The 24,696-nt window shown below is 70.9% G+C and carries 26 protein-coding genes; 25 read left to right on the top strand and 1 reads right to left on the bottom strand.

The annotated features are described in order from the left end of the window. From ruvX to nusB, 12 genes are all read left to right on the top strand, one after another. On the top strand, nucleotides 1-471 hold the full coding sequence (gene ruvX / locus IE248_RS22650) for a Holliday junction resolvase RuvX (RefSeq protein WP_037792326.1): 471 nt from the start codon (nucleotides 1-3) through the stop codon (nucleotides 469-471). Nucleotides 472-600: 129 nt separating this feature from the next. Further along, on the top strand, nucleotides 601-2,412 hold the full coding sequence (mltG, locus tag IE248_RS22645) for an endolytic transglycosylase MltG (protein WP_190031549.1): 1,812 nt from the start codon (nucleotides 601-603) through the stop codon (nucleotides 2,410-2,412). Nucleotides 2,413-2,418: 6 nt separating this feature from the next. Then, on the top strand, nucleotides 2,419-3,243 hold the full coding sequence (locus tag IE248_RS22640) for a shikimate dehydrogenase (RefSeq protein WP_190031548.1): 825 nt from the start codon (nucleotides 2,419-2,421) through the stop codon (nucleotides 3,241-3,243). A 38-nt stretch (nucleotides 3,244-3,281) separates the two neighbouring features. Further along, nucleotides 3,282-3,476 (top strand): hypothetical protein, encoded by a 195-nt coding sequence (locus IE248_RS22635; RefSeq protein WP_073795916.1) that lies wholly within the window; start codon nucleotides 3,282-3,284, stop codon nucleotides 3,474-3,476. 114 nt (nucleotides 3,477-3,590) lie between these two features. Next, nucleotides 3,591-4,775, top strand: coding sequence for a chorismate synthase (gene aroC / locus IE248_RS22630; RefSeq protein ID WP_190031547.1), 1,185 nt, complete (start codon nucleotides 3,591-3,593; stop codon nucleotides 4,773-4,775). After that, on the top strand, nucleotides 4,772-5,290 hold the full coding sequence (locus IE248_RS22625) for a shikimate kinase (RefSeq protein ID WP_008740431.1): 519 nt from the start codon (nucleotides 4,772-4,774) through the stop codon (nucleotides 5,288-5,290). The genes aroC and IE248_RS22625 overlap by 4 nt, the downstream gene beginning before the upstream one ends. Beyond that, nucleotides 5,287-6,378, top strand: a complete 1,092-nt coding sequence (gene aroB / locus IE248_RS22620; RefSeq protein ID WP_008740429.1) for a 3-dehydroquinate synthase — start codon at nucleotides 5,287-5,289, stop codon at nucleotides 6,376-6,378. The genes IE248_RS22625 and aroB overlap by 4 nt, the downstream gene beginning before the upstream one ends. Continuing rightward, complete coding sequence (gene aroQ / locus IE248_RS22615; RefSeq protein ID WP_008740427.1) at nucleotides 6,375-6,815, top strand: type II 3-dehydroquinate dehydratase; 441 nt, start codon at nucleotides 6,375-6,377, stop codon at nucleotides 6,813-6,815. The genes aroB and aroQ overlap by 4 nt, the downstream gene beginning before the upstream one ends. Before the next feature lie 91 nt (nucleotides 6,816-6,906). Continuing rightward, nucleotides 6,907-7,671, top strand: coding sequence for an AAA family ATPase (locus IE248_RS22610; protein WP_229895467.1), 765 nt, complete (start codon nucleotides 6,907-6,909; stop codon nucleotides 7,669-7,671). 605 nt (nucleotides 7,672-8,276) lie between these two features. Beyond that, nucleotides 8,277-9,383 carry an aminopeptidase P family protein gene (locus IE248_RS22605; protein ID WP_008740421.1) on the top strand — a complete coding sequence of 369 codons (1,107 nt, stop codon included), beginning with the start codon at nucleotides 8,277-8,279 and terminating at the stop codon, nucleotides 9,381-9,383. Between the two features lie 59 nt (nucleotides 9,384-9,442). Next, on the top strand, nucleotides 9,443-10,009 hold the full coding sequence (efp, locus tag IE248_RS22600) for an elongation factor P (RefSeq protein ID WP_008740420.1): 567 nt from the start codon (nucleotides 9,443-9,445) through the stop codon (nucleotides 10,007-10,009). A 2-nt stretch (nucleotides 10,010-10,011) separates the two neighbouring features. Next, on the top strand, nucleotides 10,012-10,446 hold the full coding sequence (gene nusB / locus IE248_RS22595; protein ID WP_008740417.1) for a transcription antitermination factor NusB: 435 nt from the start codon (nucleotides 10,012-10,014) through the stop codon (nucleotides 10,444-10,446). A gap of 183 nt (nucleotides 10,447-10,629) precedes the next feature. On the opposite strand, the gene bldD is transcribed toward nusB, so the two are convergent. Then, on the bottom strand, nucleotides 10,630-11,130 hold the full coding sequence (bldD, locus tag IE248_RS22590) for a transcriptional regulator BldD (protein ID WP_007263032.1): 501 nt from the start codon (nucleotides 11,128-11,130) through the stop codon (nucleotides 10,630-10,632). 247 nt (nucleotides 11,131-11,377) lie between these two features. Here bldD and pyrR point away from each other — a divergent pair, with 247 nt between their 5' ends. The 13 genes from pyrR to IE248_RS22525 form a co-directional block, all read left to right on the top strand. Further along, entirely contained in the window at nucleotides 11,378-11,956 is a 579-nt protein-coding gene (pyrR, locus tag IE248_RS22585) for a bifunctional pyr operon transcriptional regulator/uracil phosphoribosyltransferase PyrR (protein ID WP_008740415.1), read from the top strand. Between the two features lie 113 nt (nucleotides 11,957-12,069). Further along, a complete protein-coding gene (locus IE248_RS22580; protein ID WP_073795910.1) occupies nucleotides 12,070-13,062 on the top strand; it encodes an aspartate carbamoyltransferase catalytic subunit in 993 nt (330 codons plus the stop codon). A 2-nt stretch (nucleotides 13,063-13,064) separates the two neighbouring features. Beyond that, nucleotides 13,065-14,351 (top strand): dihydroorotase, encoded by a 1,287-nt coding sequence (locus tag IE248_RS22575; RefSeq protein WP_008740413.1) that lies wholly within the window; start codon nucleotides 13,065-13,067, stop codon nucleotides 14,349-14,351. Continuing rightward, nucleotides 14,348-14,929 carry a PH-like domain-containing protein gene (locus IE248_RS22570; RefSeq protein ID WP_073778923.1) on the top strand — a complete coding sequence of 194 codons (582 nt, stop codon included), beginning with the start codon at nucleotides 14,348-14,350 and terminating at the stop codon, nucleotides 14,927-14,929. Before IE248_RS22575 ends, IE248_RS22570 begins: the two co-directional genes overlap by 4 nt. Continuing rightward, nucleotides 14,926-16,068 (top strand): glutamine-hydrolyzing carbamoyl-phosphate synthase small subunit, encoded by a 1,143-nt coding sequence (gene carA, locus IE248_RS22565; RefSeq protein ID WP_008740411.1) that lies wholly within the window; start codon nucleotides 14,926-14,928, stop codon nucleotides 16,066-16,068. Before IE248_RS22570 ends, carA begins: the two co-directional genes overlap by 4 nt. Continuing rightward, the gene (carB, locus tag IE248_RS22560) at nucleotides 16,061-19,369 is read left to right on the top strand and encodes a carbamoyl-phosphate synthase large subunit (protein WP_100582418.1); all 3,309 of its coding nucleotides are present in this window, start codon (nucleotides 16,061-16,063) and stop codon (nucleotides 19,367-19,369) included. The genes carA and carB overlap by 8 nt, the downstream gene beginning before the upstream one ends. An 83-nt stretch (nucleotides 19,370-19,452) precedes the next feature. After that, complete coding sequence (locus IE248_RS22555; protein ID WP_037797215.1) at nucleotides 19,453-20,562, top strand: quinone-dependent dihydroorotate dehydrogenase; 1,110 nt, start codon at nucleotides 19,453-19,455, stop codon at nucleotides 20,560-20,562. Then, complete coding sequence (gene pyrF / locus IE248_RS22550; protein WP_037792320.1) at nucleotides 20,559-21,398, top strand: orotidine-5'-phosphate decarboxylase; 840 nt, start codon at nucleotides 20,559-20,561, stop codon at nucleotides 21,396-21,398. Before IE248_RS22555 ends, pyrF begins: the two co-directional genes overlap by 4 nt. Before the next feature lie 316 nt (nucleotides 21,399-21,714). Beyond that, entirely contained in the window at nucleotides 21,715-22,038 is a 324-nt protein-coding gene (locus IE248_RS22545; RefSeq protein WP_008740406.1) for an integration host factor, read from the top strand. 61 nt (nucleotides 22,039-22,099) lie between these two features. Beyond that, nucleotides 22,100-22,663: a guanylate kinase gene (gmk, locus tag IE248_RS22540; protein ID WP_073778917.1), complete on the top strand. Its 564-nt coding sequence runs from the start codon at nucleotides 22,100-22,102 to the stop codon at nucleotides 22,661-22,663. Nucleotides 22,664-22,726: 63 nt separating this feature from the next. Next, nucleotides 22,727-22,999 carry a DNA-directed RNA polymerase subunit omega gene (rpoZ, locus tag IE248_RS22535; protein ID WP_004948662.1) on the top strand — a complete coding sequence of 91 codons (273 nt, stop codon included), beginning with the start codon at nucleotides 22,727-22,729 and terminating at the stop codon, nucleotides 22,997-22,999. A gap of 100 nt (nucleotides 23,000-23,099) precedes the next feature. After that, a complete protein-coding gene (gene coaBC, locus IE248_RS22530) occupies nucleotides 23,100-24,314 on the top strand; it encodes a bifunctional phosphopantothenoylcysteine decarboxylase/phosphopantothenate--cysteine ligase CoaBC (RefSeq protein WP_190031546.1) in 1,215 nt (404 codons plus the stop codon). Nucleotides 24,315-24,508: 194 nt separating this feature from the next. Next, a partial coding sequence (locus IE248_RS22525) for an S-adenosylmethionine synthetase N-terminal domain-containing protein (RefSeq protein ID WP_268254101.1) occupies nucleotides 24,509-24,696 on the top strand: 188 nt, incomplete at its 3' end.

The raw sequence follows: 24,696 nt of genomic DNA, 5'->3' as shown, positions 1-24,696 counted from the left end.
ATGACTCTGCGCCGTGGCCGCCGGCTCGCCATCGACGTCGGGGACGCCCGGATCGGGGTCGCTTCCTGCGATCCCGACGGGGTCCTCGCCACACCGGTGGAAACCGTGCCGGGCCGGGACGTCCCGTTCGCCCACCGGCGGCTGCGGCAGCTCGTCGAGGAGTACGAGCCCCTCGAAGTCGTGGTCGGCCTCCCCCGCTCGCTCAGCGGGCGGGAGGGGCCGGCCGCGGTCAAGGTACGTGCCTTCGCGGGTGAACTCGCCAAGGGCATCAAGCCGGTGACGGTCCGTCTCGTGGACGAGCGGATGACCACGGTCACCGCCGCCCAGGGGCTGCGTGCGTCCGGGAAGAACGCCAAGAAGGGGCGGTCGGTCATCGACCAGGCCGCCGCCGTGGTGATCCTTCAGAACGCTCTTGAGACCGAACGGGTATCAGGTAATCCGCCCGGCGAGTGCGTCGAAGTGGTTGTCTGATCGCGATACGGTAACGTTCCGCGCGATGAGACGGCATTCGAACAGCCGTCGCCCACCACCAAAGAGGCGGTACCGGGTGTCGCGGAAAGAACGTAACCGTGGCCTTCGTCTCGCGGCGCTAGGGGATCGATGACTGAGTATGGCCGGGGCCGCGGCTCCGAACCGTGGCCCCCCGAGGACCCGCTGTACGGCGACCAGGGGTGGAACGGGCACGAGACCCAGCAGGGTCAGATGCCCCAGGGCGGTGGCCCCCAGCAGCGGTATCCGCAGGAGCCGCAGTACCAGGAGCCCCAGTACCAGCAGCAGCCGCCGTACCCGCAGCCGCAGCAGGTCCCGCACGATCCGTACGCCCAGCAGCCGCAGCACCAGCCGTATCCGCAGCAGCCGCAGCAGCAGTACCCCGGGCAGCAGCAGGGCTATGCCCCGCAGCAGTACCAGGACCCCCAGTACCAGCAGCGGAACCAGCAGCCGCAGCAGCCGCAGCAGCAGCCGCAGCCGACGTACGCCGGCCAGGTCTGGGACACGGGCCAGAGCCCGCAGGTCACCACGCCGGCCGATCCGTACGTGGCGGTCGACCCGTACACCCAGCAGCCCGTCGGCGGCTACACGGGCGAGGCCCCCGACCTGTACAGCACCCCCGAGGCCTATCCGCCGCCGCAGCCCCCGAACCAGCGCCACCTGGCGCCGGAGCCGGAGGCCGAGGAGTGGCAGGAGGACGCCGAGGAGGCGAAGGACGAGGAGGAGCCCGGCTCCTTCTTCTCCGACCGCGACGAGGACGACGACGATCCCGACGGGGCGGGCGGCGGCGGCCGCCGCCCGGGCCGTTCGAAGGGCAAGGGCGGGGACAAGCCCAAGAAGCGCAGCGGCATGGCCTGCCTGATCGCCGCCGTGGTGATCGTCGGCGTGGTCGGCGGCGGCGGGTACTACGGCTACACCTACCTCAAGGCACGCTTCGGCGCCCCCGCGGACTACGCGGGCGCCGGCCTCGACGAGACCGTGGACGTGGAGATCCCCCCGGGCGCGGGCCTGTTCAAGATGGGCACGATCCTCCAGGAGAACGGGGTCGTCGCCAGCGCCCAGGCGTTCGTCAACGCCGCCGGGCTCCACCCCAAGGGCAAGGCCATCCAGCCGGGCGTCTACCCGCTCAAGAAGAAGATGTCGGCCGCGGCCGCCGTCGAGCTGATGACCGACCCCAGCAAGCTGAACGTCATCACCATCGCCGAGGGCATGCGCAACGCCACGGTGTACGAGGCGATCGACAGGAAGCTCGGCCAGCCCCAGGGCACGACCGCCGAGGTCGCCCAGCGGGAGGTCAAGAACCTCGGACTGCCGGCCTGGGCGAACAGCAACCCGAAGATCATGGACCCCCTCGAAGGCTTCCTGTACCCGGCGCGCTACGACCTCACCAAGTCGAGCAGCCCCCAGTCCCTGCTCAAGCAGATGGTCAAGAACGCGAGCGACAAGTACGCGGAGCTGGGCGTCGAGGGCAAGGCCAAGGAGCTGGGCCTGGAGAATCCGCTCCAGGTGGTCACGGTCGCCAGCCTCGTCAACGCCGAGGGCAAGAACCACGACGACTTCCGGAAGATGTCCGAGGTGGTCTACAACCGCCTCAAGAAGACCAACGACGTCACCAACCAGAAGATCGAGTTCGACTCGACGTACAACTACGCCAAGGGCCAGAGCGAGATCAACTTCAACCTCAAGGAAGCCCAGGCGTTCAACAACCCCTACAACACGCACTTCATCAAGGGTCTGCCCGCCGGCCCGATCGGGAACCCGGGCATGGACGCGCTGACGGCTACGCTCAGCCCGGACCACGGCGGCTGGATGTTCTTCGTGTCGGTCGACGGCAACAAGACGACCTTCACCAAGACCTACGACGAGCACCTCAAGCTCGTCGCCGAGTTCCAGGCGCGGCAGAAGCAGAAGAACGGCGGGTAGCGGTACATGTCACACATAAGGGCCGCGGTGCTGGGTTCGCCCATCGAGCATTCCCTCTCACCGGTTCTGCACCGCGCCGCCTACCAGGAGCTCGGCCTCGCCGACTGGTCGTACGACCGGTTCGAGATCGACGAGGCCGCGCTCCCGGAGTTCATGGCGGGCCTCGGCGACGGGTGGGCCGGGCTCTCCCTGACGATGCCGCTCAAGCGGGCGATCATCCCGCTGCTCGACGGCATCAGTGACACCGCCGCCTCGGTCGAGGCGGTCAACACGGTCGTCTTCACCGAGGACGGCCGCCGCCTCGGCGACAACACCGACATCCCCGGCATCGTCTCCGCGCTGCACGAGCGCGGCGTGGAGAAGGTGCCGTCCGCCGCCATCCTCGGCGCGGGCGCCACCGCCTCCTCGGCGCTGGCCGCGCTCTCGCGGATCTGCACCGGCGAGGTCACGGCGTACGTCCGCTCGCGCGCCCGCGCCGACGAGATGCGGCAGTGGGGCGAGCGCCTCGGCGTCGCCGTCCGTACCGCCGACTGGTCGCTGGCGGCCGAGGCGCTGGCCGAGCCGCTGGTGATCGCGACCACCCCGGCCGGGACCACGGACGCCCTGGCCGCCTCCGTACCGGACGGCGCGGGGACCTTGTTCGACGTCCTGTACGACCCCTGGCCGACGGCCCTCGCGGCGGCCTGGTCCGAGCGCGGCGGCAAGCTCATCGGCGGCCTGGACCTCCTCGTCCACCAGGCCGTCCTCCAGGTCGAGCGGATGACCGGGCGGCCCCGGGCGCCCCTGGCCGCCATGCGTGCGGCCGGAGAGGCCGCGCTCCGCTCCCGTTAGGCTTCTCACCCGCGTGTTCGGGAGCGAGGGGGGACGGCGTGGAGACGGCGGAATCGAGCCAGATACTGGCCGGGCGGTGGGACATCGCGGGCGGGGTGTTCCGTTTCATCGGGGCCCTGGTCAGCGACGTGCTGCCCGGCTGGGCGAAGTGGACCATCGGGGGACTGCTGGCCTTCGCGGTGCTCTGGGAGGCCGGGAACCGGCTGCGGCGGCGCCGGTCCACCGTCCGATAGCTGGACCGGAGCGCGGTCCCGGCCGCCGGACATGGGAGGATCAAGTACGGCGGGTCCGGGCCGCGCACCCGGTCGCGCCGTCGCAGTAGCCAGGCGCGAGCATGAGGAGCATCGTTGAGCAGGTTGCGTTGGCTGACCGCCGGAGAGTCCCACGGACCGGCGCTGGTGGCGACGCTGGAGGGCCTTCCCGCCGGCGTCCCGGTCACCACCGAGCTGGTGGCTGACCACCTGGCCCGGCGCCGGCTCGGCTATGGCCGCGGTGCCCGGATGAAGTTCGAGCAGGACGAGATCACCTTCCTCGGCGGCGTCCGCCACGGCCTGTCCCAGGGCTCCCCGGTCGCGGTCATGATCGGCAACACCGAGTGGCCGAAGTGGGAGACCGTGATGTCGGCCGACCCGGTCGACCCCTCGCTGCTCAAGGACACGGGCCGCAACGCCCCGCTGACGCGCCCGCGGCCCGGTCACGCCGACCTCGCCGGCATGCAGAAGTACGGCTTCGACGAGGCCCGCCCGATCCTGGAGCGCGCCAGCGCCCGCGAGACGGCCGCGCGCGTCGCCCTCGGCGCCATCGCCCGCTCCTTCATCAAGGAGGTCGCGGGCATCGAGATCGTCTCGCACGTGGTCGAACTGGCCACCGCGAAGGCCCCGTACGGCGTCTACCCCACCCCCGCCGACGTCGAGAAGCTCGACGCCGACCCGGTGCGCTGCCTCGACGCCGACGCGTCGAAGGCGATGGTCGCGGAGATCGACCAGGCCCACAAGGACGGCGACACCCTCGGCGGCGTGGTCGAGGTCCTCGCCTACGGCGTCCCGGTCGGCCTCGGCTCGCACGTCCACTGGGACCGGCGTCTCGACGCGCGCCTCGCGGCCGCCCTCATGGGCATCCAGGCGATCAAGGGCGTCGAGGTCGGCGACGGCTTCGAGCTGGCCCGCGTCCCCGGTTCGCAGGCGCACGACGAGATCGTCTCCACCCCCGAGGGCATCCGGCGGACCTCCGGCCGCTCCGGCGGTACCGAGGGCGGTCTGACCACCGGTGAACTGCTGCGCGTGCGCGCCGCGATGAAGCCCATCGCGACCGTGCCGAAGGCCCTCGCGACGGTGGACGTCGCGACCGGCGAGGCGGCTGCCGCCCACCACCAGCGCTCCGACGTCTGCGCCGTCCCGGCCGCCGGCATCGTCGCCGAGGCCATGGTCGCCCTCGTCCTGGCCGACGCCGTCGTCGAGAAGTTCGGCGGCGACTCGGTCGAGGAGACCCGCCGCAACGTCCGCTCCTACCTCGAACACCTGCGCATCCGGTGAACCGCGGCCCACTGATCGTCCTGGTCGGCCCCATGGGGTCCGGCAAGTCCACGGTGGGAGAACTCCTCGCCGAACGGCTCGGCGTCCCCTACCGGGACACCGACGCCGACATCGTCACGGCCACCGGCCGGGAGATCTCCGACCTCTTCATCGACGAGGGCGAGCCGCACTTCCGTGAGCTGGAGCGCCGGGCCGTCGCGGCCGCCGTCGCCGAGCACACCGGAGTGCTCTCCCTCGGCGGCGGCGCCGTCCTCGACGGGGGCACGCGCGAGCTGCTCGCCGGGCTGCCCGTCGCGTACCTGTCGATGGACGTGGAGGAAGCCGTCCGGCGCGTCGGCTTGGGCGCCGCGCGCCCGCTGCTCGCCGTCAACCCGCGCCGCCAGTGGCGCGAGCTGATGGAGGCCCGCCGCCACCTGTACACCGAAGTCGCGCGCGTCGTGGTGGCCACCGACGAACGCACCCCCGAAGAGGTCGCCCAGGCGGTCCTCGACGCTCTGGAGTTGAAGGACGTATGACAGACCAGGTGACGCGCATCCAGGTCGGCGCGAGCGCCGGACACGAGGCGTACGACGTGCTGGTCGGCCGGCAGCTGCTCGGCGAGCTGGGCAGCCTGATCGGCACGAAGGCCCAGCGGGTCGCCGTGATCCACCCCGAGGCGCTGGCCTCGACCGGTGAGGCGCTGCGGGACGACCTGGCCGACCAGGGCTACGAGGCCGTGGCCATCCAGGTGCCGAACGCCGAGGAAGCCAAGACCATCGAGGTCGCGGCGTACTGCTGGAAGGCGCTCGGGCAGTCCGGGTTCACCCGTACCGATGTGATCGTCGGTGTGGGCGGCGGGGCGACCACCGACCTGGCGGGCTTCGTCGCGGCGTCCTGGCTGCGCGGGGTGCGCTGGATCGCCGTCCCGACGACCGTGCTGGCCATGGTGGACGCGGCGGTCGGCGGGAAGACCGGCATCAACACCGCCGAGGGCAAGAACCTCGTCGGCGCCTTCCACCCGCCGGCGGGCGTGCTCTGCGACCTCGCGGCCCTCGACTCGCTGCCGGTCAACGACTACGTCAGCGGCCTCGCCGAGATCATCAAGGCGGGCTTCATCGCCGACCCGGCGATCCTCGACCTGATCGAGGCCGACCCGGCGGCGGCCCGTACGCCCGAGGGCCCGCACACGGCCGAGCTCATCGTGCGGTCCATCCAGGTCAAGGCCGACGTGGTCTCCAGCGACCTCAAGGAGTCGGGCCTGCGCGAGGTCCTCAACTACGGCCACACCCTCGCGCACGCCATCGAGAAGAACGAGCGCTACAAGTGGCGGCACGGCGCGGCCGTCTCCGTCGGCATGGTCTTCGCGGCCGAACTCGGCCGGCTGGCCGGCCGGCTCGACGACGCGACCGCAGACCGCCACCGCGAGATCCTCGCCGCCGTCGGGCTGCCGCTGACCTACCGCGGCGACCAGTGGCCCAAGCTGCTCCAGACCATGCAGGTCGACAAGAAGTCCCGCGGCAACCTGCTGCGCTTCATCGTCCTCGACGGCCTGGGCAAGCCCACCGTGCTGGAGGGCCCGGACCCGGCGCACCTGATCGCCGCGTACGGCGAGGTGTCGGCGTGAGCCGCAGGGTCCTCGTCCTGAACGGCCCGAACCTGGGCCGGCTCGGGTCCCGCGAGCCCGACGTGTACGGGGCCACCTCGTACGCCGGGCTGGTGGAGAGCTGCCGCACGCTGGGCGAGGAGCTCGGCTTCGACGTCGAGGTCCGCGAGACCAACGACGAGGGCGAGCTGGTCCGGTGGCTTCACGAGGCGGCGGACGGCAAGATCCCGGTCGTGATCAACCCGGGCGCGTTCACGCACTACTCGTACGCCATGCGGGACGCGGCGGCGCAGCGCACCGCGCCGCTGATCGAGGTGCACATCTCGAACCCGTACGCCCGCGAGGAGTTCCGGCACACCTCGGTCATCGCCGCGGTGGCGACCGGGACGGTGGCCGGGTTCGGCCTCGGCTCGTACCGGCTGGCGCTGCGCGCGCTGGCGGAGGAAGTCTCCGCCTGACGACGCTCCCCGGCCGCCGGTGGGCGGTCGGGGGCGCGCGGTCATATAACGTTCTCGCATCAGTACCTGGAACGAGACGGAGTGGCAGCGGATGCAGCAAGAAGTCGGGGACGGGGGAGCGGGCTGGGGCCAGCAGCCCGGACAGCAGCCTCCGGTGACGCCCCCGCCGCAGCCGCCGATACCGCCGGCGCAGGGGTGGCCGACACCGCCGCCGGCGCCGGTCCCGGTCCCGTTCCCCGGGCAGGAGCCGACGGGGCACATCCCGCTGCCGCCGGTGGCCCCCGTGGCGCCGGGCACCGGCGGGGCGACGCTCGCGGTGCTGCTGATCGGCCCGGCCGGCGCGGGGAAGACCACCGTGGCCCGGCACTGGGCCAGCACCCGGCCGGTCCCGACCGCGCACGTGAGCCTGGACGACGTCCGGGAGTGGGTCTGCTCCGGCTTCGCGGACCCGCAGGCGGGCTGGAACGACCACTCCGAGGCGCAGTACCGCCTCGCCCGCCGCACCTGCGGGTTCGCCGCCCGCAACTACCTCGCCAACGGGATCTCCTGCATCCTCGACGACGCGGTCTTCCCGGACCGGCCGGTGGTGGGCCTGGGCGGCTGGAAACGGCATGTGGGCCCGCACCTGCTGCCGGTCGTGCTGCTGCCGGGGCTGGAGATCGTCCTGGAGCGGAACGCGGAGCGGTCCGGGAACCGGCGGCTGTCCGACGAGGAGGTCGCGCGGATCCACGGCCGCATGGCGGGCTGGTACGGCTCGGGCCTGCCGATCATCGACAACTCGCACCTCGACGTCGAAGCGACGGCCCGCGCCCTCGACGAAACCCTGGCCCGCGCCATCACGGCCCCCGCCTTCTAGCCTCTCCGGCTGTTACGCGGCCTCCCACCCCGGGCAGCCCCTTCCAGCCCCGCCGGGGCAATCCCCGCCCCGGCCGGGCCAATCCCCGCCCCGGCCGGGCAATCCCGGCCCCGCCGGGCAATCTCAGCCCGCCAGGGCAATTCCAGCCTCGCCGGCACAACCAGCCCCGCCGGCGTTTGAGGCGCGGGTCCGGGCGGAGCCGGGTTCCCTGGGGCTCCGCCCCAGACCCCGCGCCTCAAACGCCGGCGAGGCTGGATGTGCCGGGCATCGGGGCTGGATGTGCCGGGCACCGAGGTCGGATGTGCCCGTCGGCGGGGCTGGGTGTGCCGGGCATCGGGGCTGGATGTGCCGGGCATCGGGGCTGGATGTGCCGGGCATCGGGGCTGGGTGTGCCGGGCACCGAGGTCGGATGTGCCCGTCGGCGGGGCTGGGTGTGCCGGGCACCGGGGTTGGATGTGCCCGTCGGCGGGGCTGGACGTGCCGGGCGCCATGGGCCGGATGTGCCCGCCGGCGGGGTTGGGTGTGACGGGCGCCGGACAGGCGCGGGGCATCGGACGGCGGCGCTCGTCAGGCCGGATGGGCGAGGCGCTCGTAGGCTCGGAGTCATGTCAGACGTGTACGCGACCCGCAGGGGCCTGCTTCGCGACCGTTGTGCCGCAGCGGGCAACGCCGCCGCGCTGATCACGCGGCCGGCGAACGTCCGGTACCTCGCCGGGGCGTCCCCGCCCGGTGCCGCGCTGCTGGTCGGGCCCTCCGACGACATGCTGTTCTGCTCCCACACCCCCACCGGCGAGGCCGACGAGGGCCGCCTCGACGAGCACCTGCGGGTGTCGGTGCTCTCCGCCCCCGGCGCGGATCCCGCCGTCGCCGCAGGAGACATGGCCGCCGTCGTACGGGCCGACTCCCTCGCCGTCGAGGAGCACCACCTCACGGTCGCCCGCCACCGCGCCCTCCGTTCCGTCGCGCCGGGGCTCCGCCTCGCCGACCTCGGCCTCTCGGTCGAGCAGCAGCGCCTCGTCAAGGACGAGGAGGAGATCTCCTGCCTCCGCATCGCCGCCGAGATCGCCGACCAGGCCCTCGGGGAGCTGCTGGAGTCGATCCTCGTCGGCCGGACGGAACGGCACCTCGCGCTGGAGCTGGAGCGCCGTCTCGTCGACCACGGCGCCGACGGCCCCGCCTTCCCGACCTCCGTCGGCACCGGCCCGAACTCCGGCCGCTCCCGGCACCGGCCTTCCGACCGCCGGGTCGAGGAGGGGGACTTCCTCACCGTCTGCCTCGGCGCCAACTACCGCGGCTACCGCTGTGAGATCGGGCGTACCTTCGTCATCGGCACCAGCCCGGCCGACTGGCAGATCGAGCTCTACGATCTTGTTTTCGCCGCTCAACGGGCAGGCCGCGAGGCCCTCGTACCGGGTGCCGCGTACCGCGAGGTCGACCACGCGGCCCGCTCCGTACTGGACTCCGCGGGGCACGGTGAAGCCCTCTCCCCGTGGACCGGACACGGTGTCGGACTCGAAATCGACGAGGACCCGCAGCTTGCACCTACGGCAATGGGTAAACTGGACGCTTGCGTGCCGGTCACCGTCGAACCGGGGGTTCACCTCCCCGGCCGGGGAGGTGTCCGGATCGATGACACGCTCGTCGTACGCCCCGAGGCGGACGGCGGTCCCGAGCTACTCACCATTACGACCAAGGAGCTGCTCGCGCTCTAGCCCGCTTCGCCGGGCTGTGCGCGCACCCGTGGTCTTCCAGTGCAGGAGATTCCGCAACCGTGGCTTCCACGAACGACCTCAAGAACGGCATGGTGCTCAAGCTCGACGGTGACCAGCTCTGGTCCGTCGTCGAGTTCCAGCACGTCAAGCCCGGCAAGGGCCCGGCCTTCGTGCGCACCAAGCTCAAGCACGTGCTCTCCGGCAAGGTCGTCGACAAGACGTTCAACGCCGGCACGAAGGTCGAGACGGCCACCATCGACCGCCGTGACATGCAGTTCTCGTACATGGACGGCGAGTACTTCGTGTTCATGGACATGCAGACCTTCGACCAGCTGATGGTCAGCAAGAAGGCTGTCGGCGACGCCGCCAACTTCCTCATCGAGGGCTTCACCGCCTCCGTCGCCCAGCACGAGGGCGAGGTGCTCTACGTCGAGCTCCCGGCCGCCGTCGAGCTCGTCATCGAGCACACCGACCCGGGCGTCCAGGGCGACCGCTCCACCGGTGGCACGAAGCCGGCCAAGCTGGAGACCGGTCACGAGATCCAGGTCCCGCTCTTCGTCAACACCGGCGAGAAGGTCAAGGTCGACACCCGCACCAGCGACTACCTCGGCCGGGTGAACAGCTAACCGTGGCTGCCCGGAGCAACGCGCGCAAGCGCGCTTTCCAGATCCTGTTCGAGGCCGACCAGCGCGGGGTGCCCGTGCGCGACGTCCTCGCGGACTGGATCCGCCACGCGCGGTCGGACGACCGGCAGCCGCCGGTCAGCGCCTTCACGATGGATCTCGTCGAGGGTTACGCCGACAAGGTGAACCGCATCGATGATCTGATCATCACGTACGCCGTGGACTGGGACCTCGACCGCATGCCGGTCGTGGACCGGAACATCGTGCGCCTCGGTGCCTACGAGCTGATCTGGGTGGACGACACCCCGGACGCCGTGGCCATCGACGAGGCCGTCCAGCTGGCCAAGGAGTTCTCGACGGACGAGTCGCCCTCGTTCGTGAACGGGCTGCTGGCCCGTTTCAAGGACCTGAAGCCGAGCCTGCGCCGCAGCGAGAGCTGACCGCGCCGCCAGTCACCGGTACCACGCCATACGGAAGGGCCCGCAGCGCACGCGCTGCGGGCCCTTCCGTATGGAGCCGGCATCCGGCCCGCGCCGCCCACAAAGAAACCGGCGGGTGCCGGGAAGCCCTCTCAGGCCTCCCGGCACCCGCCGGTAACGTTTCTGCTGGTCCCGCCGCAGGGACTAGATGTCCTCGTGGGCCACGGCGCGGCGCGCGTCCGCATCCAGTACGCCCCAGCTGATGAGCTGCTCGGTCAGGACCGAGGGCGACTGGTCGTAGATCACGGCCAGGGTGCGCAGGTCGTCCTGTCGGATCGACAGCACCTTGCCGTTGTAGTCCCCGCGCTGGCTCTGGATCGTGGCCGCATAACGCTGGAGGGGGCCGGCCTTCTCGGCGGGGACGCCCGCCAGGCGCTCCAGGTCGAGGCGCAGCTTCGGCGGCGGCTCGGCCGCTCCGCCAGGGGTCGTACCCGGCAGCAGCTCCTGCACCGGAACCCCGTAGAAGTCCGCCAGCTCGGCAAGGCGCTGGACGGTCACGGCGCGGTCCCCGCGCTCGTAAGAACCGACCACCACGGCCTTCCAACGGCCCTGGGACTTCTCCTCGACACCGTGGAGGGAAAGGCCCTGCTGGGTGCGGATGGCGCGGAGCTTGGCCCCGAGCTGTTTGGCGTATTCGCTGGACATAACGCTCCCGGACGCTGTGACGCTGTGACTACATGGACTGCATGCGGCTCAGCCGCGCGGCTGGTAACTCACTGTGAGGTTACGCAGCGTTACTTGGATGCGTCAAGCCGAATGGTCTTGATCGCCCCGCGAGAGGGGTTCCCGGCCGACCCCCTTGCGGGCCGCGCGATCGCCCCTGCTACCGTGGACGGCGTACATCAGACGTCCTTTAAGGTCCGTCCCGTGAGGCGGAGAAGGAGGTCCATCCATGGACACCCAGCAGCACAGCACCGATGACATGCGCCCCGTACTCGAAGCGCAGGACATCGCGCGGGTCCTCACCCGCATCGCCCACGAGATCGTCGAACGCGCCAAGGGCGCCGACGACGTGGTGCTCCTCGGCATTCCCACCCGCGGTGTCTACCTCGCCCGCCGGCTGGCCGCCAAGCTCGAAGAGATCACCGGCACCAAGATCCCCGTCGGCTCCCTCGACATCACCATGTACCGCGACGACCTGCGCATGAAGCCCGCCCGCGCGATCGGCCGCACCGAGATCCCCGGCGACGACATCGACGGCCGCCTCGTGGTCCTCATCGACGACGTGCTCTTCTCCGGCCGCACCATCCGCGCCGCCCTCGACGCGCTCGGCGACCTCGGCCGCCCCCGCGCCGTGCAGCTCGCTGTCCTCGTCGACCGCGGCCACCGCGAACTGCCGATCCGCGCCGACTACGTCGGCAAGAACCTCCCGACCTCGCTCCGGGAGACCGTGAAGGTCCAGCTCCAGGAGGAGGACGGCCGCGACGCCGTACTGCTCGGCCAGCGGACCGTCCAGGCAGCAGGGCTCTAGCCCGCCGCGCGCCCGGCCCCCGCGCGGGGACCGCGGCGACGCCTGCCCAGCACCGCCCTGCCCGCCGTACCGGGCACCCTCAGCCTGCCCTCCCGACTTACGGAGCCATCCAGATGAAGCGCCACCTCATCTCGGCCGCCGACCTCACCCGCGACGACGCCGTCCTGATCCTCGACACCGCCGAGGAAATGGCCCGCGTCGCGGACCGGCCGATCAAGAAGCTGCCCACCCTGCGCGGGCTCACGGTCGTCAACCTCTTCTTCGAGGACTCGACCCGCACCCGGATCTCCTTCGAGGCGGCCGCCAAGCGGCTCTCCGCCGACGTCATCAACTTCTCCGCCAAGGGCTCCTCCGTTTCCAAGGGCGAATCCCTGAAGGACACCGCGCTGACCCTGGAGGCCATGGGCGCCGACGCGGTCGTCATCCGCCACCACGCCTCCGGCGCCCCCTACCGGCTCGCGACCTCCGGATGGATCGACTCCGCCGTCGTCAACGCCGGCGACGGCACCCACGAGCACCCCACCCAGGCCCTGCTGGACGCCTTCACCATGCGCCGCCGCCTCGTCGGCCGCGACGCCGGCCTCGGCAAGGACCTCGGCGGCCGCCGCATCACCATCGTCGGCGACGTCCTGCACAGCCGGGTGGCCCGCTCCAATGTGCAGCTCCTGCACACCCTGGGCGCCGAGGTCACCGTCGTGGCCCCGCCCACGCTGGTCCCGATCGGCGTCGAGAGCTGGCCCTGCGAGGTCTCGTACAACCTCGACGAGGTGCTGCCGAAGTCCGATGCGGTGATGATGCTGCGTGTGCAGCGCGAACGCATGAACGCCGCCTTCTTCCCGACCGAGCGCGAGTACTCCCGCCGGTACGGGCTCGACGGCGACCGCATGGCGAAGATGCCCGAGCACGCCATCGTGATGCACCCCGGCCCGATGAACCGCGGCATGGAGATCACCGCCGAGGTCGCCGACTCCGACCGCTGCACGGCCGTCGAGCAGGTCGCCAACGGCGTCTCCACCCGGATGGCCGTCCTGTACCTGCTGCTCGGAGGCTCCGAGCCCGCCGTCACCACCACCCCCGCCGCCGCGCGCACCGAGGAGAGCAAGTAACCATGAGCAAGATCCTGATCCGTGGCGCGAAGGTACTCGGCGGCGAAGCGCAGGACGTCCTGATCGACGGCGAGACCATCGCCGCCGTGGGCACGGGCCTGGACGCCGAGGGCGCGACCGTCATCGAGGCCGCCGGCCAGACGCTCCTCCCCGGTCTCGTCGACCTGCACACCCACCTGCGCGAGCCCGGCCGCGAGGACTCCGAGACCGTCCTGACCGGCACCCGCGCCGCCGCCTCCGGCGGCTACACCGCCGTCTTCGCCATGGCGAACACCTTCCCGGTCGCCGACACCGCCGGCGTCGTCGAGCAGGTCTGGCGCCTCGGCAAGGAATCCGGCTACTGCGACGTCCAGCCCATCGGCGCCGTCACCGTCGGTCTGGAGGGCAAGCAGCTCTCCGAACTCGGCGCGATGCACGAGTCCGCCGCCCGCGTCACCGTCTTCTCCGACGACGGCAAGTGCGTCGACGACGCCGTGATCATGCGCCGCGCCCTGGAATACGTGAAGGCCTTCGGCGGCGTCGTCGCCCAGCACGCCCAGGAGCCCCGCCTCACCGAGGGCGCCCAGATGAACGAGGGCATCGTCTCCGCCGAGCTCGGCCTCGGCGGCTGGCCCGCCGTGGCCGAGGAGTCGATCATCGCCCGCGACGTGCTCCTCGCCGAGCACGTCGGCTCCCGCGTGCACATCTGCCACCTCTCCACCGCCGGCTCCGTCGAGATCGTCCGCTGGGCCAAGTCCCGCGGCATCGACGTCACCGCCGAGGTCACCCCGCACCACCTCCTCCTCACCGACGAGCTCGTCCGCTCGTACAACGCGGTGTACAAGGTCAACCCGCCGCTGCGCACCGAGCGCGACGTGACGGCCCTGCGCGAGGCGCTCGCCGACGGCACCATCGACATCGTCGCCACCGACCACGCCCCGCACCCGCACGAGGACAAGGACTGCGAGTGGGCCGCGGCCGCCATGGGCATGGTGGGCCTGGAGACCGCGCTCTCCGTCGTCCAGCAGACGATGGTCGAGACCGGACTGCTCGACTGGGCGGGCGTCGCCGAGCGGATGTCCTTCGCCCCGGCCCGGATCGGCGGCCTGGACAACCACGGCCGCCCCGTCTCGGTGGGTGAACCCGCGAACCTGACCCTGGTCGACACCTCGTACCGTGGTGTCGTGGACCCCGCACAGTTCGCTTCCCGCAGCCGCAACACGCCCTACGAGGGCCGCGAGCTGCCGGGACGCGTCACTCACACCTTCCTGCGGGGCCGGGCAACGGTCGTGGACGGGACGCTGGCGTGACACCTGCAGTAATCCAACTGGCCGCCGAGGCCGCCGAACGACAGTCGGCGGAGGTGACGGACTGGGGCGCCCGCATCTCGTGGGTCGTCGGTCTGCTCGTCTTCATCGCGTTCGTGTACTGGCTGATGCGGCAGGGCTGGAAATGGCGCGGCGCCCTGCAGAGCGATCTGCCGGAGCTGCCCGCCGCCCCGAGCGGTCTTCCCGAGCACCGGCTGGCCCTGACCGGCCGGTACCACGGGTCCACCACCGCCGGGCAATGGCTCGACCGGATCGTCGCCCACGGTCTGGGCCTGCGCAGCCGGGTCGAGCTCACGCTCACCGACGCGGGCCTCGACGTGGTCCGTCCGGGGGCCAACGACTTCTTCGTACCGGCCGCGCAGCTGCGCGGCGCCCGCCTCGACAAGGGAATCGCGGGCAAGGTACTCACCGAGGGCGGTCTGCTCGTCGTCACATGGGCGCACGGCGACAAGCTGATCGACTCCGGATTCCGCTCCGACCGCGCGGCCGAGCACGCCGCCTGGGTCGAGGCGATCAACCACATGAACTCATCCATCACGACGGAAGGCGCCGAACGATGACGACCTCCACCAGGGGAGCAGCCAAAGCTCCCGCCGTACTCGTCCTGGAGGACGGCCGGATCTTCCGAGGCCGTGCCTACGGCGCTGTGGGGGAAACCTTCGGCGAGGCCGTGTTCTCCACCGGAATGACCGGCTACCAGGAGACCCTGACCGACCCGTCGTACCACCGCCAGGTCGTCGTCATGACGGCCCCGCACGTGGGCAACACCGGGGTCAACGACGAGGACCCCGAGTCCTCGCGCATCTGGGTCTCCGGCTACGTCGTGCGCGACCCCGCGCGCGTCCCCTCCAACTGGCGCTCCCGGCGCTCGCTGGACGAGGAGCTGGTCAAGCAGGGCGTCGTCGGCATCTCCGGCGTCGACACCCGCGCCCTGACCCGCCACCTGCGCGAGCGCGGCGCCATGCGCGTCGGCATCTTCTCCGGCGCGGCGATCGCCGAGGACGAGGCCCTGCTGGCCCGCGTCCAGGGCGCCCCGCAGATGAAGGGCGCCAACCTCTCCGCCGAGGTCGCCACCAAGGAGGCGTACGTCGTCCCCGCGATCGGCGAGAAGCGCTTCACCGTCGCCGCCGTGGACCTCGGCATCAAGGGCATGACCCCGCACCGGATGGCCGAGCGCGGCATCGAGGTGCACGTGCTCCCCGCCACCGCCACCGTCGAGGACGTGTACGCGGTCAACCCCGACGGCGTGTTCTTCTCCAACGGCCCGGGCGACCCGGCCACCGCCGACGGCCCCGTCGCCGTCATGCAGGGCGTCCTCGCCCGCAAGACGCCGCTCTTCGGCATCTGCTTCGGCAACCAGATCCTGGGCCGCGCGCTCGGCTTCGGCACGTACAAGCTGAAGTACGGCCACCGCGGCATCAACCAGCCGGTGCAGGACCGCACCACCGGCAAGGTCGAGATCACCGCGCACAACCACGGCTTCGCCGTCGACGCGCCCCTCGACAAGGTCTCGGACACCGCCTACGGGCGCGCCGAGGTCTCCCACGTCTGCCTGAACGACCAGGTCGTCGAAGGCCTCCAGCTGCTCGACCAGCCGGCCTTCTCCGTCCAGTACCACCCCGAGGCGGCCGCCGGCCCGCACGACGCCGCGTACCTCTTCGACCGTTTCGTGAATCTGATGGAGGCCGAGCGTGCCTAAGCGCACCGATATCCAGTCCGTCCTGGTCATCGGCTCCGGCCCGATCGTCATCGGCCAGGCCGCGGAGTTCGACTACTCCGGCACCCAGGCCTGCCGCATCCTCAAGGCCGAGGGCCTGCGGGTCATCCTGGTCAACTCCAACCCCGCGACGATCATGACCGACCCGGAGATCGCCGACGCCACGTACGTCGAGCCGATCACCCCCGAGTTCGTCGAGAAGATCATCGCGAAGGAGCGCCCCGACGCGCTGCTCCCCACCCTCGGCGGCCAGACCGCGCTCAACACCGCCATCTCCATGCACGAGCAGGGCGTGCTGGAGAAGTACGGCGTCGAGCTCATCGGCGCCAACGTCGAGGCCATCAACAAGGGCGAGGACCGCGACCTCTTCAAGGGCGTCGTCGAGGCCGTCAAGGCCAAGATCGGCTACGGCGAGTCCGCCCGCTCGGTCATCTGCCACACGATGGACGACGTCATCAAGGGCGTCGACACCCTCGGCGGCTACCCCGTCGTCGTGCGCCCCTCCTTCACCATGGGCGGCGCCGGCTCCGGCTTCGCCCACGACGAGGAAGAGCTGCGCCGCATCGCCGGCCAGGGCCTCACGCTCTCCCCGACCACCGAGGTGCTCCTGGAGGAGTCCATCCTCGGCTGGAAGGAGTACGAGCTGGAGCTGATGCGCGACACCAAGGACAACGTCGTCGTCGTCTGTTCCATCGAGAACTTCGACCCGATGGGCGTCCACACCGGTGACTCCATCACCGTCGCCCCGGCCATGACGCTCACCGACCGCGAGTACCAGCGGCTGCGCGACATCGGCATCGCGATCATCCGCGAGGTCGGCGTCGACACCGGCGGCTGCAACATCCAGTTCGCGATCGATCCGGCCGACGGCCGCGTCATCGTCATCGAGATGAACCCGCGCGTCTCGCGCTCCTCGGCGCTCGCCTCGAAGGCCACCGGCTTCCCGATCGCCAAGATCGCCGCCAAGCTGGCCATCGGCTACACCCTCGACGAGGTCCCCAACGACATCACCGAGAAGACGCCGGCCTCCTTCGAGCCGTCCCTCGACTACGTCGTCGTCAAGGCCCCGCGCTTCGCCTTCGAGAAGTTCCCGCTGGCCGACGCCACCCTCACCACCACGATGAAGTCCGTGGGCGAGGCCATGGCCATCGGCCGCAACTTCACCGAGGCCCTCCAGAAGGCCCTGCGGTCCCTGGAGAAGAAGGGCTCGCAGTTCACCTTCGTCGGAGACCCCGGGGACAAGGCCGAGCTGCTGGCCACCGCGGTCCGCCCGACCGACGGCCGCATCAACACCGTCATGCAGGCCATCCGCGCCGGCGCCACCCAGGAAGAGGTCTTCGAGTACACGAAGATCGACCCCTGGTTCGTCGACCAGCTCTTCCTGATCAAGGAGATCGCCGACGAGCTCGCCGCCGCCGAGAAGCTCGACCCCGAGCTCCTCGCCGAGGCCAAGCGGCACGGCTTCTCCGACGCCCAGATCGCCGAGATCCGCGGCCTGCGCGAGGACGTCGTCCGCGAGGTCCGCCACGCCCTCGGCGTCCGCCCGGTCTACAAGACGGTCGACACCTGCGCCGCCGAGTTCGCCGCGAAGACCCCGTACTTCTACTCCTCGTACGACGAGGAGTCCGAGGTCGCGCCCCGCACCAAGCCCGCGGTGATCATCCTGGGCTCCGGCCCGAACCGCATCGGCCAGGGCATCGAGTTCGACTACTCCTGCGTCCACGCCTCCTTCGCCCTCAGCGACGCCGGCTACGAGACCGTGATGGTCAACTGCAACCCGGAGACCGTCTCGACGGACTACGACACCTCCGACCGCCTGTACTTCGAGCCGCTGACGCTCGAAGACGTGCTGGAGATCGTCCACGCCGAGTCGCTGGCCGGCCCCATCGCCGGTGTCGTCGTCCAGCTCGGCGGCCAGACCCCCCTCGGTCTCGCCCAGGCGCTCAAGGACAACGGCGTCCCCGTCGTCGGCACCTCGCCCGAGGCCATCCACGCCGCCGAGGACCGCGGCGCCTTCGGCCAGGTCCTCGCCGACGCCGGCCTGCCGGCCCCCAAGCACGGCACCGCCACCACCTTCGCGGGCGCCAAGGCCATCGCCGACGAGATCGGCTACCCGGTCCTGGTCCGCCCCTCGTACGTGCTCGGCGGCCGCGGCATGGAGATCGTCTACGACGAGGACCGGCTGTCCTCGTACATCGCGGAGTCCACCGAGATCTCCCCGACCCGCCCCGTGCTGGTCGACCGCTTCCTCGACGACGCGATCGAGATCGACGTCGACGCCCTCTACGACGGCACCGAGCTCTACCTCGGCGGCGTCATGGAGCACATCGAGGAAGCCGGCATCCACTCCGGCGACTCCGCCTGCGCCCTGCCCCCGATCACCCTCGGCGGCTACGACATCAAGCGCCTGCGCGCCTCCACCGAGGCCATCGCCAAGGGCGTCGGCGTCCGCGGCCTGATCAACATCCAGTTCGCGATGGCGGGCGACATCCTCTACGTCCTGGAGGCCAACCCGCGCGCCTCCCGGACGGTCCCCTTCACCTCGAAGGCGACCGCTGTCCCGCTCGCGAAGGCCGCCGCCCGCATCTCGCTCGGCACCACCATCGCCGAGCTGCGCGAAGAGGGCATGCTGCCCAAGACCGGCGACGGCGGCACCCTGCCGCTCGACGCGCCGATCTCCGTCAAGGAAGCCGTCATGCCCTGGTCGCGCTTCCGCGACATCCAGGGCCGCGGCGTGGACACCGTCCTCGGCCCGGAGATGCGCTCCACCGGCGAGGTCATGGGCATCGACACCGTCTTCGGCACGGCGTACGCCAAGTCGCAGGCCGGTGCCTACGGCCCGCTGCCCACCAAGGGCCGCGCGTTCATCTCCGTCGCCAACCGCGACAAGCGCTCGATGATCTTCCCGGCGCGCGAGCTCGTCGCCCACGGCTTCGAGCTGATGGCCACCTCCGGCACCGCCGAGGTCCTGCGCCGCAACGGCATCAACGCCACCGTCGTGCGCAAGCTCAGCGAGGGCGAGGGCCCCGACGGCGAGAAGACCATCGTCCAGCTCATCCACGACGGCCAGGTCGACCTGATCGTCAACACCCCGTACGGCACCGGCGGCCGCCTCGACGGCTACGAGATCCGTACCGCGGCCGTGGCGCGCAGCGTCCCCTGCCTGACCACGGTCCAGGCGCTCGCCGCCGCCGTCCAGGGCATCGACGCGCTCAACCGCGGCGACGTGGGCGTCCGCTCGCTCCAGGAGCACGCGGAACACCTGACCGCGGCCCGCGACTAGCAGCCCGTACGAGGAGGGGGACACGGACGCGCGACGCGCGTCGGTGTCCCCCTCGTCATGAGCGCACAAGGGATCTTCTCGACATGTACGAACTGTTCTTCAACCTGGTCTTCAAGCGGATGGACCCGGAGCGGGCCCACTACGCGGCCTTCCGCTGGATCCGCGGCGCGGCCCGCACCCCCGTGCTGCGCACCTTCGTGGCGGCGGCCCTCGCCCCCCGGTACGAGGAGCTGCGCACCGAGGCCCTCGGGCTGCGGATGCACGGCCCCTTCGGGCTCGCGGCCGGCTTCGACAAGAACGCCGTCGCGATCGACGGCATGGCGATGCTCGGCTTCGACCACGTCGAGATCGGCACGGTCACCGCGCAGGCCCAGCCGGGCAACCCGAAGAAGCGGCTGTTCCGGCTCGTGCCGGACCGCGCGCTGATCAACCGCATGGGATTCAACAACGAGGGTTCCGAGGCCGTGGCGGCCCGTCTGGCGGCCCGCAAGGCCGTCTTCAAGACGGTCGTGGGCGTCAACATCGGCAAGACCAAGGTCGTGCCCGAGGAGGAGGCCGTGGGGGACTACGTCGCCTCCACGGAGCGGCTGGCCCGCCACGCCGACTACCTCGTGGTCAACGTCTCCTCGCCGAACACCCCGGGCCTGCGCAACCTCCAGGCCACCGAGTCGCTGCGGCCGCTGCTGACGGCCGTCCGCGAGGCCGCCGACCGCACCGTCACGGACCGCCGGGTCCCGCTGCTCGTCAAGATCGCGCCGGACCTCGCCGACGAGGACGTCGACGCCGTCGCGGACCTCGCCCTGGAGCTGGGCCTGGACGGCATCATCGCGACCAACACCACCATCGCCCGCGAGGGCCTGGGGCTGAAGTCCGACCCCTCGCTCGTCAAGGAGACCGGCGGGCTCTCCGGAGCGCCGGTCAAGGAGCGCTCCCTGGAGGTCCTGAGGCGCCTGTACGCCCGCGTGGGGGACCGCCTGGTCCTCGTGGGCGTCGGGGGCGTCGAGAACGCCGAGGACGCCTGGCAGCGGATCCTGGCCGGCGCGAGCCTGGTCCAGGGCTACAGCGCCTTCATCTACGAGGGCCCGTTCTACGCCCGCGCGATCCACAAGGGCCTGGCCGCGCGCCTGGCCGACAGCCCGTACGCGACCCTCGCCGAAGCGGTGGGCGCCGAGACCCGAAAGGCCGCGCAGTGACCGTGACCCCGTTCGGCACCCGCCTCCGCGAGGCGATGGACTCCCGTGGCCCGCTCTGCGTGGGCATCGACCCGCACGCGGCCCTGCTGGCCTCCTGGGGCCTCAGCGACGACATCGCGGGGCTGGAGGCCTTCTCCCGCACGGTCGTCGAGGCCCTGGCGCAGGAGGTCGCGGTGTTCAAGCCACAGGCCGCCTTCTTCGAGCGGTTCGGATCGCGCGGCATCGCCGTGCTGGAGCGGACCGTCGCCGACGCCCGCGCGGCGGGCGCGCTCGTCGTGATGGACGCCAAGCGCGGCGACATCGGCTCGACCATGGCCGCGTACGCCGAGACGTTCCTGTCGCCCTCCTCGCCGCTGTTCTCGGACGCCCTGACGGTCTCCCCGTACCTGGGCTACGGCTCGCTCGCCCCGGCCGTGGAGCTGGCGCGCGAGTCCGGCGCGGGCCTGTTCGTCCTCGCCCTCACCTCCAACCCGGAGGGCGCCGAGGTCCAGCGCGCCGTACGGGAGGACGGACGCTCGATCGGCGCGACGATGCTGGCGCACCTCGCGGCGGAGAACGAGGGCGCCGTTCCGATGGGCTCCTTCGGGGCCGTGGTCGGCGCCACGCTCGGCGACCTGTCCTCCTTCGACCTGGACATCAACGGCCCGCTGCTGGCCCCCGGCATCGGCGCCCAGGGCGCCACTGCGGCCGATCTGCCGGCGGTCTTCGGCGCGGCCGTGCGCAACGTCGTCCCGAACGTCTCGCGGGGCGTCCTGAAGCACGGTCCGGACGCGGCCGCGCTCCGCGCGTCGGCCGCCGGCTTCGCCGAGGAGATCCGCAAGGCCGTTTCGGCCTGATCGGAGTGCCGATCCGCTCCTCCGGAGGAGCCTCCGGAGGCCTCTCCGGAGGAGCGTGTCGCACCTCTTGACGAAATTCGAACGTCTTTCACCGGACAAAACCGGGGTGATTTGTCCGTGATGTACGGTTCAGTGGAGGCTGACCAGGACTTTTCGTCCGTTCTCGCTGACTGGAGCGGCCTTGGACGCTAGTCTCCGAGCAGAGTGAACGAGCAGCGAGCGATTATCGGCGCTGTTCGGGGGCTCGCCCGGTGTGGTGCCTTCGGGCTCCCCACCGGTCCGTATCCGACAGTTCGACATCCGAGGTGACGTAGGCGTGGCTCTTCCGCCCCTTACCCCTGAACAGCGCGCAGCCGCGCTCGAAAAGGCCGCCGCGGCTCGCCGGGAGCGGGCCGAGGTGAAGAATCGACTCAAGCACTCCGGCGCTTCGCTCCAAGAGGTCATCAAGACGGGCCAGGAGAACGACGTCATCGGCAAGATGAAGGTCTCCGCCCTGCTGGAGTCTCTGCCCGGCGTGGGCAAGGTCCGCGCCAAGCAGATCATGGAGCGCCTCGGCATCTCCGAATCCCGGCGTGTCCGAGGTCTCGGCTCCAATCAGATCGCCTCTCTGGAGCGTGAGTTCGGCACTCCCGCCGGCTGACGCGTCGCCTGAAGTTCTCCCGGCGTTCTCAGGCAGTCCCGAGAAGCTGGATAATCGCTCTATGGCAGCAGAGGTTCGTCCGCGGCTGACCGTGCTCTCCGGCCCTTCGGGTGTCGGCAAGAGCACGGTCGTCGCGCATATGCGCAAGGTCCACCCGGAGGTATGGCTCTCGGTGTCGGCCACCACCCGCAAGCCGCGGCCCGGTGAGCGACACGGAGTCCACTACTTCTTCGTCAACGACGACGAGTTCGACAAGCTGATCGCCAACGGCGAGCTGCTGGAGTGGGCCGAGTTCGCGGGCAACCGCTACGGCACTCCGCGCGGCGCGGTGCTGGAGCGCCTGGACAACGGCGAGCCGGTCCTGCTGGAGATCGACCTCCAGGGCGCCCGGCTCGTCCGCGAGTCGATGCCCGAGGCCCAGCTCGTCTTCCTGGCGCCGCCGAGCTGGGACGAGCTGGTCCGCCGGCTCACCGGCCGGGGCACCGAATCACCGGAGGTCATCCAGCGCCGTCTGGAGTCCGCCAAGGTCGAACTCGCTGCCGAGTCCGAGTTCGACACCACCCTGGTCAACACCTCCGTCGAGGACGTGGCGCGCGAGCTGCTAGCCTTGATGGAAGTTGTCTGATCGTTGATCGTTGTTCATTTCGGTCAATGCTTGATCATTCACCCATTCTTCGGAAGGTAGAGCGTGTCCTCTTCCATCACCGCGCCCGAGGGCATCATCAACCCGCCGATCGACGAGCTGCTCGAGGCCACGGACTCGAAGTACAGCCTCGTGATCTACGCGGCCAAGCGTGCGCGTCAGATCAACGCGTACTACTCGCAGCTCGGTGAGGGCCTGCTTGAGTACGTCGGCCCGCTGGTGGACACCCACGTCCACGAGAAGCCGCTCTCGATCGCGCTGCGCGAGATCAACGCGGGTCTGCTGACCTCCGAGGCCATCGAGGCCCCGGCCCAGTAAGGCACCGAGAAATCCTTTCACCACAGGCCCGGCAGAACATCTGCCGGGCCTGTGGTGTGTCATAGACACGTACGACGATCAGTGAGAGAGGGCGTGTGCGGTGGGTAAGCCGAAGGTCGTGCTCGGAGTCAGCGGCGGCATCGCCGCCTACAAGGCGTGCGAGCTGCTGCGCCGGCTCACCGAGTCCGGGCACGAGGTACGGGTGGTCCCCACGGCGGCGTCCCTGAACTTCGTGGGCGAGGCCACCTGGGCCGCGCTGTCCGGGAACCCGGCCGGCACCCAGGTGTGGGAGACCGTCCACGAGGTCCCGCACGTCCGCATCGGGCAGGGCGCCGACCTCGTCGTCGTCGCCCCGGCCACCGCCGACATGCTGGCCAAGGCCGCCCACGGACTGGCCGACGACCTCCTCACCAACACCCTGCTCACCGCCCGCTGCCCGGTGGTCTTCGCGCCCGCGATGCACACCGAGATGTGGGAGCATCCCGCCACCCAGGAGAACGTGGCCACGCTGCGCCGCCGGGGCGCCGTCGTCATCGAGCCCGCCGTCGGCCGGCTGACCGGCAAGGACACCGGCAAGGGGCGGCTGCCCGACCCCGAGGAGATCTACGAGGTCTGCCGCAGGGTCCTCGCGCGCGGCGCGGCCGGGCCCGACCTGGCCGGCCGCCACGTCGTGATCAGCGCGGGCGGCACCCGGGAGCCGCTCGACCCCGTCCGCTTCCTCGGCAACCGCTCCTCCGGCAAGCAGGGCTACGCCCTGGCCCGCACCGCCGCCGCCCGCGGCGCCCGGGTCACGCTGGTGGCAGCCAACACCGCGCTGCCCGACCCCGCCGGGGTGGACGTCGTACGGGTGGGGACGGCCCTCCAGCTGCGGGAGGCGGTGCTGGGGGCGGCCGGCGACGCGGACGCCGTGGTGATGGCGGCGGCCGTGGCCGACTTCCGGCCCGCCGTCTACGCCGACGGCAAGATCAAGAAGAAGGACGGCCAGGAGCCGGCCCCGGTGAACCTTGTGAGAAATCCGGACATCCTTGCGGAGATCTCGGCCGAACGGGCGAGGGAGGGCCAGATCGTCGTCGGATTCGCCGCCGAGACGGACGACGTCCTGGCGAACGGGCGGACCAAACTCGCCCGCAAGGGATGTGATCTTCTCGTGGTCAATGAGGTCGGCGAGACCAAGACCTTCGGTTCCGAGGAGAACGAAGCGGTCATCCTGGCATCCGACGGGACCGAGACGCCGGTCGCCCATGGTCCGAAGGAAGCCCTGGCGGACGCCATTTGGGATCGGGTCGCCGCGCGACTCGCCCGCCGAACCGCCTGAGTGGCGCCCTTCTCCCCGGCAATTCCGTGCGTCAGAATGGAGTGCCGCAGGTCACACGTCTCCCACAAGGCGAGACGGGTGGTCCGGCAAACGGTGCGGACCGATAAACTGCACCCGGAACGTGATCGGGCGCAGCCTCCGATGTGGTTCCGCCAAATGATCAGCCAGCAGCCGCTGCAACCCCAGGGAGCGATGTGTCCCGCCGCCTGTTCACCTCGGAGTCCGTGACCGAGGGCCACCCCGACAAGATCGCTGACCAGATCAGCGACACGATCCTCGACGCGCTCCTCACCGAGGACCCCACCTCTCGCGTGGCCGTGGAGACCCTCATCACCACCGGTCTCGTGCACATCGCGGGCGAGGTGACGACGAAGGCGTACGC

The organism is Streptomyces goshikiensis (assembly GCF_014650555.1).
Lineage (GTDB): Bacteria > Actinomycetota > Actinomycetes > Streptomycetales > Streptomycetaceae > Streptomyces > Streptomyces goshikiensis.
The sequence above is the reverse complement of the archived record's forward strand: the minus strand, read 5'-3'. Positions and strand labels throughout refer to the sequence as shown.

Coding starts and splice junctions, on each gene's coding strand:
- ruvX (WP_037792326.1), top strand. CDS start 1: ATGACTCTGCGCCGTGGCCGCCGGCTCGCCATCGACGTCGGGGACGCC.
- mltG (WP_190031549.1), top strand. CDS start 601: ATGACTGAGTATGGCCGGGGCCGCGGCTCCGAACCGTGGCCCCCCGAG.
- IE248_RS22640 (WP_190031548.1), top strand. CDS start 2,419: ATGTCACACATAAGGGCCGCGGTGCTGGGTTCGCCCATCGAGCATTCC.
- aroB (WP_008740429.1), top strand. CDS start 5,287: ATGACAGACCAGGTGACGCGCATCCAGGTCGGCGCGAGCGCCGGACAC.
- IE248_RS22610 (WP_229895467.1), top strand. CDS start 6,907: ATGCAGCAAGAAGTCGGGGACGGGGGAGCGGGCTGGGGCCAGCAGCCC.
- IE248_RS22605 (WP_008740421.1), top strand. CDS start 8,277: ATGTCAGACGTGTACGCGACCCGCAGGGGCCTGCTTCGCGACCGTTGT.
- bldD (WP_007263032.1), bottom strand. CDS start 11,130: ATGTCCAGCGAATACGCCAAACAGCTCGGGGCCAAGCTCCGCGCCATC.
- pyrR (WP_008740415.1), top strand. CDS start 11,378: ATGGACACCCAGCAGCACAGCACCGATGACATGCGCCCCGTACTCGAA.
- IE248_RS22580 (WP_073795910.1), top strand. CDS start 12,070: ATGAAGCGCCACCTCATCTCGGCCGCCGACCTCACCCGCGACGACGCC.
- IE248_RS22575 (WP_008740413.1), top strand. CDS start 13,065: ATGAGCAAGATCCTGATCCGTGGCGCGAAGGTACTCGGCGGCGAAGCG.
- carA (WP_008740411.1), top strand. CDS start 14,926: ATGACGACCTCCACCAGGGGAGCAGCCAAAGCTCCCGCCGTACTCGTC.
- IE248_RS22555 (WP_037797215.1), top strand. CDS start 19,453: ATGTACGAACTGTTCTTCAACCTGGTCTTCAAGCGGATGGACCCGGAG.
- gmk (WP_073778917.1), top strand. CDS start 22,100: ATGGCAGCAGAGGTTCGTCCGCGGCTGACCGTGCTCTCCGGCCCTTCG.